Annotated in this window: 1 protein-coding gene and 1 pseudogene; both read right to left on the bottom strand. The window is 66.9% G+C overall.

The genetic code is table 11. The features are described 5' to 3' along the window. Window positions 1-6,700: pseudogene (locus ABTZ59_RS36315) on the bottom strand (amino acid adenylation domain-containing protein); the annotation flags it as partial. Between the two features lie 153 nt (window positions 6,701-6,853). Then, window positions 6,854-13,129: a non-ribosomal peptide synthetase gene (locus ABTZ59_RS36310; protein WP_351425391.1), complete on the bottom strand. Its 6,276-nt coding sequence runs from the start codon at window positions 13,127-13,129 to the stop codon at window positions 6,854-6,856. Window positions 13,130-13,137 lie beyond the last annotated feature (8 nt).

Here is a 13,137-nt window from a genome sequence, read left to right as displayed (position 1 = left end):
CATCCACACGACGCACACACCCCGCAACATCCACCACACCCGACGGCAACACCTCCAAACCCCAACCCCCACCCCAACCAGAACCAGAACCCGAACCAGAAGCAGAACCCGAAGCAGAACCCGAAGCAGAAGCAGAATCGCCGTCCGAATCCACACCCGGCACCACCCTCAACCGCAGAGCGTCATGCCGCTCAAAAACCGCCCCCACCATCGCCCTCAGCACATCCAGAGAAAGCCCCGCCGGCGCACCCACCAGCATCGACTGCGAGAACCCCGCCAACGGCCCACCCCGCTCCCGAACCTGATGCATCACCGGCGTCAACGGCACCACACCCACCCCAGCACCCTCAGCCTCCACCACCGGCCCCTCCCACACACCCACCACCGCAGCCAAACCAGCCACCGACTTACGCTCAAACACATCCCGCGGAGAAAACACCAGACCCACAGCCCGCGCCCGCGCCACCAACTGAATCGACAGAATGCTGTCGCCACCCAACTCGAAGAACCCGTCATCCACAGAAACCCGCGACACACCAAGAACATCAGCAAACAAACCGCACAAAACCTCCTCACACTCCGTCCGCGGCCCCCGCCCCAACACACCCCCCGCATACACAGGAGCCGGCAACGCCCGCCGATCCAACTTCCCATTCGGCGTCAACGGCAGAACATCCAGCACCACGAACGCGGAGGGAACCATGTAATCCGGCAACCGCTCCCCCACATACCGACGCAGAACAGCAGCATCGAAATCCACCACCGCCGCAGACACGACGTAAGCGACAAGACGCCTGTCACCAGGAGAGTCCTCCCGCACGACGACAGCCGCCTGAGCAACCAGCTCATGCCCAGCGAGAACGGCTTCGATCTCGCCCGGCTCGATACGGAAACCCCGCACCTTCACCTGCGCATCAGCACGCCCCACAAACTCCAGCACCCCATCCACCGACCACCGCACCACATCCCCGGTCCGATACATCCGCGAACCCGCCACCACAGCAAACGGATCCGCCACAAACCGCTCCGCCGTCAAACCCGGGCGCCCCACATACCCCCGGGCCAACTGCGCACCCGCCACATACAACTCACCCGCCACACCCACCGGAACCGGCGACAAACCCCCATCCAGCACATACACCCGCGTGTTTCCCAGCGGACGCCCGATCGGCGGAGGCTGGTCCTCGGGGCGGATGGACCTGTCCAGTTCAACGGCTGTGGTTATCACAGTGGCCTCGGTGGGGCCGTAGGTGTTCCACATGCGGGCTCCGGCCGTCCACCGGCTGGCCAGGTCCGCCGTCAGCAGTTCTGCGCCCAGGACCCAGTTCTGCACTCCGGAGACTGCGGCGGGGTCGAGCACTCCGAGCAGGGAGGGAACCACACTGGCGACGTTCACGCAGGACTTCTTGACCATCGCGGCCAGTGCCTCCGGTTCCGACCGTTCCGTGCTCGACGCGATGGCGAGGGTCGCACCTGCCGCAAGAGTGACGGCCACGTCGAGTACGGACGCGTCGAAGCTGAAGGAGGCGAACTGCAAGGCCACGGCGCCTTCGTGAACCCCGAGGACCGGTCGCATCATCTCTGCGAGGTTGGCGACGCCACGGTGAGGGACGGCCACCCCCTTGGGGCGTCCCGTCGAGCCCGACGTGTAGATCACGTAGGCGAGTTGGTCGGGGTCGACGGCGACAGGGGGCTCTTCGTCGGAGGGGGCGGTGTCCGCGTGGACGAATTCGTCGAGCAGCAGGACGTGCACCGCCTCCGTCGGCAGGTCCTTCACCGTGTCCGCAGTTCCCAGGACAACGACCGCGCCGCTGTCCGCCACCATGTAGCCGAGTCGGTCCGCCGGGTAATCGGGGTCCAGGGGCACATACGCACCGCCTGCACGCCACACCGCGAGGAGCGACACGACCATGTCCGCCCCTCGGGGCAGGCACAGGCCGACCAGGCGCTCCCGGCCCACGCCGAGTGCGATCAGCTTCTGCGCAAGGTGACTCGCGCGCGCATCGAGCTGGGCATAGGTGAGTTCGACGTCGCCGCTGAGTACGGCGAGCGCGTCGGGAGTGCGCGCCACTCTCGCCCGAAGCAGGTCGAGCACCGTGCCGTCGGAAATCTCCCGCTCGGTGTCGTTCCACGTACGCAGGATGCGCTCGCGCTCATCGCTGCCGAGCACGTCGACCTCGCGAATTGTCCGGTCGGGCTCCGCCACCACCGTTTCCAGTACGCGGACGAGGCGATCCGCAAGACTCTGGACGGTCTCGACCGTGAAGAGGTCGGTCCGGTACTCCAGCTGCCCCAGCAGCCCGTCGGCGAGTCCGCCCTCGTCGTAGACCTCGGCAAGGCTGACGGACAGGTCGAACTTCGCCGCAGTGTTCGTCAGGGGCTCCGAGACGGCCTGGATGCCGGGCAGGTCGAGGTCGGGGTGTGCGTTGTTGTGGAAGGTGAGCATGACTTGGAAGAGGGGGTGGCGGGCCATGGAGCGCGCCGGGTTGAGGATCTCCACGAGCCGCTCGAACGGCACGTCCTGGTGGGCGTACGCGGCGAGGTCGGCTTCCCGGACGCGCTCCACCACCTGCCGGAACGTCGGGTCGCCCGACAGGTCGGTCCGCAGAACCAGCGTGTTCAGGAAGCATCCGACGAGGTCGTCGAGGGCGTCGTCGGTTCGGCCGGCAACCGGTGTCCCGATCGGAATGTCGTCCCCGGCGCCCATCTTCGACAACAGCACCGCCAGCGCCGCCTGCACCGTCATGAACACACTCGCCCCGCAGGAACGCGACAGCTCCACCAGACGGGCGTGCGTTTCGGCCGAGACCCGTACACCGACCAACGCCCCTCGGGCGGAGGCGATCGCGGGGCGGGGGTGGTCGACCGGAAGCTCCAGCTGTTCGGGAAGGTCGGCCAGAGTCTGCTTCCAGTAGGCGACCTGGGCCGCGATGAGACTGTCCGGATCACTTTCGTCGCCCAGGGCCGCGCGCTGCCACAACGTGTAGTCCGCGTACTGCACCGGCAGCTCCTCCCACCCCGGCGCGTATCCCTGGCAACGGGCCGCGTACGCCTGCGACAGATCCCTTGCCAGCGGTGCCATCGACCAGCCATCCGCTGCGACGTGGTGCACTACCAGGACCAGGACCCACTGGCCGGGAGCGTCGGTAACCTCCAGCAGGCGCACCCGCCACGGCAGATCCCGCTCCAAGTCGAAGCCGTCATCCACGATCGCGGCCACGGTCGTTGCCACGTCATCCAGGGACACCGTTTCCGCACGCAACGTGGGATCACCCTCGACCGGGTCGAGGACGTGCTGGCTCGGCTGGCCGTCAGCACTCTGGCGCAACACGGTGCGCAGACTCTCGTGCCGGCCGGCGACGTCCGCCAGCGCGGCCCGCAGCGCCTCCACGTCCAAAGCGCCGGTCAGACGCAGAGCAAGGGGGATGTTGTACGTCGCCGAGACGCCTTCCAGTTGGTTCAGGAACCACAGGCGGCGCTGGGCGAACGACACCGGAAGAACCTCCGGCCGCACCCGCCGCTCCAGCGGCTCACGGACCTGGCCACCCTCACCGAGCTGGACCACCAGGCCCGCGACGGTCGGGGCCTCGAACAAGGACCGGATGCCGACCTCGACCCCGAGGACGGTGCGGATCCGGCTCACTAGCCGGGTCGCCAGCAACGAGTGCCCGCCGAGGTCGAAGAAACCGTCGTCGATCGACACGGACTCGACGCCGAGGACCTCGGCGAACAGACCGCACAGGATCTCTTCCCGCGGCGAGCGCGGCGACCGCCCCGACTCGTCCATGGTGTGTTCGGGAGCCGGCAGCGCCCGTCGGTCCAGCTTCCCGTTCGGTGTCAACGGCAGCGCGTCGAGGGTGACGAACGCGGAGGGCACCATGTAATCCGGCAGCCGGTCCGCCACATGCCGACACAGGACAGCAGCGTCGAAGTCCACGGCCGTAGGCACGACATAGGCGACGAGGCGTTTGTCGCCGGGCTGGTCCTCCCGTACGACCACGACCACCTGACCCACCGATGCGTGCTCCGCCAGGACCGCTTCGATCTCGCCCGGCTCGATACGGAAACCCCGCACCTTCACCTGCGCATCAGCACGCCCCACAAACTCCAGCACCCCATCGGCCGACCAGCGCACCACATCCCCGGTCCGGTACATCCGCGAACCCGCCACCACAGCAAACGGATCGGCAACGAACCGCTCCGCCGTCAAACCCGCGCGCCCCACATACCCCCGGGCCAACTGCGCACCCGCCACATACAACTCACCCGCCACCCCCACCGGAACCGGCGACAACCCCCCATCCAGCACATACACCCGCGTATTCCACACCGGACGACCGATCGGCACCGTGCCGTCACCCGCGGACAGCACCGCACCAGCCGCCACCGGATAGTCCGTGCACCCCACGGTCGCCTCGGTCGGACCGTAATGCGCCACCACCGACACCCCCGGATGAGCCCCACGCCACCGCATCACCGCATGAACAGGAATCTCCTCCCCGCCCAGCATCAACTGGCCCACCGGCACAAACCCACCACCAGCACCCTCCAGAACCGGCAGATGACTCGGCGTCACCTTCAGGAACGACACCGGCAACCCGGCACCCGCACCCCCCTCAACAGACACAGAGTCCAGAGCCGCCACCACCACACACCCACCAGCGACCAAAGCCCCGTACAGACCGGTCACCCCCGCATCGAACGACACCGAGGCATGCCACAACGTCGAACCCGCAAGACCCGGATACGCCTCCGGACACCGCACCACGTAATTCACCAACGCCGCATGCGACACCACCACACCCTTCGGCCGACCCGTCGAACCCGACGTATAAATCACATACGCCGGATGCGCAGACAGCACCGAAGACAGCCGATCACCATCGGACAGGTCTCCGCCGTCCCGGCCACCCACGGCCCGCCGGACTTCGGGATCATCGAGCAACAGACGCGGCACAGCGCCGTCCCGGGGCAACAAGGCCTCCGTGGCAGTATCCGTGACCACCAAAACCGACCCGGCATCCGCGAGCATGTAAGCGATCCGGTCCGCCGGATACTCCGGATCCACCGGCACATAACCCGAACCGCTCTTCAACACCGCCAGCAACGCCACCACAAGGTCGACCGACCTCGGCAGAGCGACGGCGACGAACCTCTCCGGACCCGCACCACACCCCACCAGATGACGAGCCAGACGATTCGCCCGAGCGTTCAACTCCGCATACGACAGCTCGACACCACCACACACCACAGCAACGGCATCAGGAGTACGCGCCACCTGCGCCTCGAACAACTCCGGCAACGTCGCATCCGGAACCTCACGAACCGTGTCGTTCCACTCGACCAGCACCCGCCGACGCTCCTCGCCAGCCAGCACACTCACACTCCGAATCGGCTGGTCGGGTGCGGTGACGAGCGCTTCTATGACCCGCACCAAGCGGTCCGCGAGGCCCTGGGCAGTCCGCGCGGCGAAGAGATCGGTGCGGTAGTCAAGTCGGCCTCGCAGACCCGTGGGCGTGCCGTCCTGTGCGTACGACTCGCCAATGGTGAACGCCAGATCGAACCTGGCCATCGTCGCCGCTGTGCGCTCGGGGCGGACGCTCAGACCGGGCAGGTCGAGATCGGGCTCGGCGACGTTCTGGAAGGTGAGCATGACCTGGAAGAGAGGGTGACGGGCCATGGAGCGCGCCGGGTTGAGGATCTCCACCAATCGCTCGAACGGCACGTCCTCATGTGCAAACGCGGCGAGGTCGGCTTCCCGGACGCGCTCCACCACCTGCCGGAACGTCGGGTCACCCGACAGGTCGGTCCGCAGAACCAGCGTGTTCACGAAGAACCCGACCAAATCATCAAGCGCGTCATCGGTACGACCCGCGACCGGCGTCCCGATCGGAATGTCCTCCCCGGCGCCTATCTTCGACAACAGCACCGCCAACGCCGCCTGCACCGTCATGAACACACTCGCGCCGCACGACCGGGACAGCTCCACCAGACGGACATGCACCTCCGCCGGAACACGGACCTCCAGCGAAGCACCCTCATGCGACGCGACAGCAGGACGCGGATAATCCACCGGCAGCTCCAGCTGCTCCGGAAGGCCGGCCAAGGCCTCCTTCCAGTACGCGACCTGGGCCGCGATCACACTGTCCGGATCACCCTCGTCACCCAGCACCTCACGCTGCCACAACGTGTAGTCCGCATACTGCACCGGCAGCTCCTCCCACCCCGGCGCACGTCCCTCGCAACGGGCCGCATACGCCTGCGACAGATCCCTCGCCAGCGGCGCCATCGACCAGCCGTCCGCCGCAATGTGATGGACCACCATCACCAACACCCACTCACCAGGAACGTCCGTGACCTCCAGCAGACGCACCCGCCACGGCAGATCCCGCTCCAGATCAAACCCGGCACCCGTCACACCCACCACTGCGGCAGCGACACCGCCGGCCAGCACAGCCTCCACGACGACATCGGGAACACCCGCCACACCCCGCCGAATCTCCTGCCACGGCTCCCCGTCCACCTGCGGGAACACCGTCCGCAAACTCTCGTGCCGACCCGCGACATCCGCCAGCGCACCCCGCAACGCCTCCACATCCAACACACCCGTCAGACGCAACACGAGGGGGATGTTGTACGTCGCCGAGACACCCTCAAGCTGACCCAGGAACCACAGACGGCGCTGCGCGAACGACACCGGAATCACAGGAACAACCTTTCGCTTGCTCCCTCACACGGAGGGGGGTACACCGCCTGTCCATGCGGCGGACTACATGAAGAACCTGCGAGCAGGCGGGGCCGGTGGAGCTCTCCTCAGACCCCGCCACTCTCACCACTTATTTGGAATGCTGCGTCATTCGCCGTCTTCCGAAAGGGGGCGCATGCGTCGCAGCTTGGGACGCGCCTTCGCCGTCGTCGCTGAAGCGAGTTCCGTCGCCAGCAGAGCCACCGTGGGTGCTCCGAACAGCGACCGAACCGCGACTTCCACTCCCAGCGCCGTGCGGATCCGGCGTACGAGCCGAGTCGCCAGCAGGGAGTGGCCACCGAGATCGAAGAAGCTGTCATCGATCGACACCGACTCCATGCCCAGGACCTCTGCGAACAGACCGCACAGGATCTCCTCCTGCGGAGTCCGCGCTGCCCGCCCCGATGCATCCGTGGCGTATACGGGTGCTGGCAGCGCCCGCCGGTCCAGCTTCCCGTTCGGCGTCAAGGGCAGACTGTCCAGCACGATGAAGGCCGACGGCACCATGTAGTCCGGCAGGCGCCGACGGGCGTGGCTGCGCAGTTCGGCGGTGACGGCGCTCCACGGCACGTGATGGGCCGGGGCATCAGGTATGGGTACGACGTAGGCGGTGAGGCGCTTGTCACCAGGGGTGTCCTCCCGCACGACCACGGCCGCCTGGGCAAGCTGCTCATGCTCAGCGAGAACGGCTTCGATCTCGCCCGGCTCGATACGGAAACCCCGCACCTTCACCTGCGTATCAGCACGCCCCACGAACTCCAGCACCCCGTCCGCCGACCACCGCACCACATCACCCGTGCGGTACATCCGCGAACCCGCCCCCACAGCAAACGGATCCGCCACGAACCGCTCCGCCGTCAAACCCGGGCGCCCCACATACCCCCGAGCCAGACCAGCACCCGCGACATACAGCTCACCTGCCACACCCACCGGAACCGGCGACAAACCCCCATCCAGCACATACACCCGCGTATTCCACACCGGACGCCCGATCGGCACCGTGCCGTCACCCGCCCGGCACTCCCACAACGTGACGTCCACCGTGGTCTCCGTCGGACCGAACGAGTTGAACACTCGACGCCCCGCACCCCACCGCCCAACCAACCCAGCCGAAGACGCCTCACCCGCCAACACCAACGTCAGCCCCGCAGGAAGAGCATCCTCCCCCAACACCTCCAGCACCGCCGGCGGCAACGTCGCATGCGTCACTCCATGCCGCACTACGAACCGCGACAACACTTCACCCGCGACCCGCTCCTCCAACAACGGCATCACCAGCACCGCACCCGACAACAACGCCATCCAGATCTCCCAGACCGACGTGTCAAAGCTCACCGAAGCGAACTGCAGAACCCGGGCACCTGGCCCCACACCCAGACCCTCGACCTGCGTCCCCGACAAACTCGCCACACCCGCATGCGACACCACCACACCCTTCGGCCGCCCCGTCGAACCCGACGTATAAATCACATACGCCGGATGCGCGGGCACCAGCGAAGACAGCCGATCACCATCGGACAGGTCTCCGCCGTCCCGGCCAGCCACGGCCTGCCCGACCCCCGCCTCGTCCAGCAACAGACACGGCACGGCGCCGTCCCGGGGCAACAAGGCCTCCGTGGCCGTATCCGTGACCACCAAAACCGGCCCGGCATCCGCAAGCATGTAAGCGATCCGGTCCGCCGGATACTCCGGATCCACCGGCACATAACCCGAACCGCTCTTCAACACCGCCAGCAACGCCACAACAAGGTCGGCCGACCTCGGCAACGCCACCGCCACCAGGCGCTCCGGACCCGCACCACACACCACCAGATGACGAGCCAGACGATTCGCCCGAGCGTTCAACTCCGCATACGACAGCTCGACACCACCACACACCACAGCAACGGCATCAGGAGTACGCGCCACCTGCGCCTCGAACAACTCCGGCAACGTCGCATCCGGAACCTCACGAGCGGTGTCGTTCCACTCGGCCAACACCCGCCGACGCTCCTCGACACCGAGGACGCTCACCGAGCGAATCGCCGCATCGGGATCGGCGGTCACTGCCTTGAGGAGCCGCACCAGACGGTCCACGAGTCCTCGGCCTGTCTCCTCCGAGAACAGGTCGGTGCGGTATTCCAGTTGTCCCTCAAGACCTGCGGGCCTCCCGTCGACGCCATGCGTCTCTCCCAGGCTGAACGACAGGTCGAACCTGGCGGCGACCCCGTCAGCAGGCTCCGCCTGCGTGTGAATGCCGGGCAGGTCGAGGTGCGGGCGGGTGTTGTTCTGGAAGGTGAGCATGACTTGGAAGAGGGGGTGGCGGGCCATGGAGCGCGCCGGGTTGAGGATCTCCACCAAACGCTCGAACGGCACGTCCTCGTGCGTGAACGCGGCCAGGTCCGCCTCCCGAACGCGCTCCACCACGTCCCGGAACGTCGGATCACCCGACAGGTCGGTCCGCAGCACGAGCGTGTTCACGAAGAATCCGACCAAATCATCGAGCGCGTCATCGGTACGACCCGCGACCGGCGTCCCGATCGGAATGTCCTCCCCGGCACCCATCTTCGACAGCAGCACCGCCAACGCGGCCTGCACGGTCATGAACACACTCGCGCCGCACGACCGGGACAGCTCCACCAGCCGGGCGTGCACTTCGGCCGGTACGTGCACGTCCACCGAAGCACCCTCATGCGACGCGATCGCGGAGCGCGGGTAATCCACCGGCAGCTCCAACTGCTCCGGAAGGCCGGCCAGGGCCTGCTTCCAGTACGCGACCTGGGCCGCGATCACACTGTCCGGATCACCCTCGTCACCCAGCACCTCACGCTGCCACAACGTGTAGTCGGCGTACTGCACCGGCAGCTCCTGCCATGCCGGCGCACGTCCCTGGCAACGGGCCGCATACGCCTGCGAGAGATCCCTCGCCAGCGGCGCCATCGACCAGCCGTCCGCCGCAATGTGATGGACCACCATCACCAACACCCACTCACCGGGAACATCGGTGACCTCCAGCAGACGCACCCGCCACGGCAGATCCCGCTCCAGATCAAACCCGGCACCCGTCACACCCGCCACTGTGGCAGCGACACGATCGGTGGCCACTGCCTCGACACAGAACTCGGGAGCACCCTCGACCGGGTCGAGGACGTGCTGGCTCGGCCGGCCGTCAGCGCTCTGGCGGAACACGGTGCGCAGACTCTCGTGCCGACCCGCGACATCCGCCAGCGCACCCCGCAACGCCCCCACATCCAACACACCCGTCAGACGCAACACGAGCGGAATGTTGTACGTCGCCGACACACCCTCAAGCTGACCCAGAAACCACAGACGCCGCTGCGCGAACGACACCGGAAGAACCTCCGGCCGAACCCGCCGCCCCAACGACTCCCGAACCCGACCACCCTCACCAAACCGCCCCACCAACCCCGCCACAGTCGGAGCCTCGAACAAGGACCGGATGCTGACCTCCACCCCCAGGACCGTCCGGATCCGGCTCACCAGCCGGGTCGCCAACAACGAATGCCCACCCAACTCGAAGAACCCGTCATCGATCGACACCGACTCCACACCCAGAACCTCGGCGAACAAACCGCACAGGATCCCCTCCCGCGGCGAACGCGGCCCACGCCCGGCACCACCCCGCGTGTAATCCGGGGCCGGCAGCGCCCGCCGATCCAGCTTCCCGTTCGGTGTGAGAGGCAGGGCATCAAGGGGGACGAAGGCGGAGGGGACCATGTAATCCGGCAACCGCTCCCCCACATGCCGACGCAGGACAGCAGGGTCGAGAGCGCTGGTTGCCATGCCGGCTCTGGGAACCACGTACGCCACCAGCCGCTTGTCGCCGGGGGTGTCCTCCCGCACGACCACAGCTGTCTGGCCCACGAGGGCGTGCTGCGCCAGGGAGATCTCGATCTCGCCGAGTTCGAGTCGCTGTCCGCGGATCTTGACCTGGTGGTCCCGCCGCTCCACGAACTCCAGGCAGCCGTCCGGAAGGCACCTGACGTAGTCGCCCATGCGGTACATCCGTGCGCCTGGTTCGTCGGAGAAGGGGTCGGCCACAAAGGCCGCTGCCGTGCGGGGCGCGTCCCCGATGTAGCCCTGACCGACGCCCACGCCGCTGACGTACAGGTCTCCCGGCATTCCCGGCGGGACCGGCTGAAGAGCCTCGTTCAGGATGTACAGCCGCATGTTTCGGATGGGGGTGCCGATGGTGACCTTCTGCTCGGCGGCGTACTTCTCGCTCGTGATGATGGCGTGCGAGACATCGTCCGAGCATTCCGTCGATCCGTATGCGTTGACGAGCGGGATCTCCGGGAACCGCGCGAACCATCGCTCGCACAGGCTGCCCGGCAGCGGCTCGCCTGTCACGACCAGCCAGCGCAGCCGCGGCAGTTCAGGCAACGCCTCCTCGGCGTCCCACAGGTCGAGGGCGGCCCGGAGGAGTGAGGGAACGACCTCCAACACGGACACGCCTTCGTCAGTCACGCGCCGGAAGAGCTCCCGGGGGTCTGCTGCGACCGTCCGGCCGACGACGCGGATCCGCCCGCCGAGCATCAGTGCTGCGAACATCTGCCAGACCGAGATGTTGAAGGTCAGCGGCGCGTTCTGCATGACGTTGTCCGCTGCGGAGAGGCGCAGGTCCTCGATCTTCGCCAGCAGGTGGTTCTCCATGCCGGCCCGGTGGACCATCGCTCCCTTCGGTCGTCCGGTGGAACCCGAAGTAAAGATGGAGTAGGCGATGTCGTAGGTCTCGGATCGGCTCGGGTACCACTCGGCACCGTCCTGTTCGTGACCCATGACCATGACTTCGACATCGCGGCCCGATGCGGCCGCGATGGCCTGCGCCTGCTCAAGGTGCTTCTTCTCCGTCAGCAGGCAGTCCGCGCCGCTGTCGATGAGGTACGTCACGCTACGCGCAGTCGGGGCGTGCGGGTCCAGCGGGATGTAGCCGGCTCGGCTGCCGAACACGCCCAGTACCGACCACACGAACGGCGCGCCGGGGTCGGAGAGGATTCCGACGAGTGCTCCCGCTCCTGTTCCGCGTGCCGCGAGGCGCCTGGACAGGGCGCTCGCTCGGGACATCAGGGCCTCGTAGGTGACGTCCCCTTCATCGTCCGTGACGGCGACCGCGTTCGGCTGCCTGCGGGCGACATCCCTGATCCTGTCCACGACGTCGCGGAACTCCGCCACGTCACGTCGGCCGTGCAGGGCAGAAAGCGCCTGCTCACGCTCGCGCGCGTTGAGTATGTCGACACGACCGACGGGGATCCGCGGGGTTTCGGCAATGGCCTGGAGAACGAGGAGAAGCCGGCTGCCGAGCTCCTCCACCGCTGCGCGGGTGAACAGGTCGGGTCCGTATTCCATACGGATCTCAATGCTGTCTCCGGGCAGGACGCGGAGATTCATCGGGTAGTGGCTGGCGTCGTGGGCTTCTGCGTGGGTGAGGGTGAGGGCCGATGTCGCCCGTTCGAAGGCCTCGTTCTCGACCGGGTAGTTCTCGAAGACGATGACGGTGTCGAAGAGTTCGCCGGCCGGGGTCAGTTTGTGGATGTCGGTGAGTTTGAGGTGCTGGTGGGCCAGGAGGGCACTCTGTTCGTCTTGGAGCCGCACCAACGCCTCACCCACCGTTTCAGCAGGCTTCAGACGTACCCGTACCGGCACGGTATTGATGAACAGGCCGACCATCGACTCGATGCCAGGGATCTGAGCCGGGCGTCCCGCGACGGTCGCGCCGAAGACCACATCGTCCTGACCCGTCATATGCCCGAGCAGCACCGCCCACGCCTGCTGGACCACGGTGTTCAACGTGACCCCACAGCCCCGCGCCACACCCCTCAGCGCAGCCGCCAACTCCTCCGGCACCCACACCGTGACCCTCTCAGGAGCCACCGGCACCCGACCCGCACGCACCGGCCCGAGCCGGGTCGCTTCCTCCACACCCGCAAGAGACCGCCCCCACGCCTCCTCGGCCGCACCACGATCCTGCCCCGCCACCCACGCCAGATAATCCCGGTACGGAGTGACAGGCTCCAAACCCCCACCATCCCCACCCCGGCCATAAGCAACAAAAAGCTCCCGCATCAACACCGGCAGCGACCACCCGTCCAACAACAGGTGATGACACGTGAAAACCAGCCGGAACCGCTGCTCACCAAGCCGAATCAACGTAAACCGCAACAGCGGCGGCACAGACAAATCAAAACGCCGCCTCCGGTCCTCCTCCAGCCACGCCCCAACCGCATCCTCCTGACTGCCGGCATCCAGACCCGAAAAATCAACCTCCTCCCAAGGCACCTCAACCTGCTTGGGAATGATCTGAACCGGCTCCCGCAAACCCTCATAAGCAAAACCCGCACGCAAATTCGCATGCCGGTCCACAACCACAGACGCCGCAGCCCTCAGCGCCCCAC

It is taken from the genome of Streptomyces sp. NPDC094034, from assembly GCF_040303865.1.
Classification (GTDB): domain Bacteria; phylum Actinomycetota; class Actinomycetes; order Streptomycetales; family Streptomycetaceae; genus Streptomyces.
This window is presented reverse-complemented; position numbering and strand designations above follow the sequence as displayed.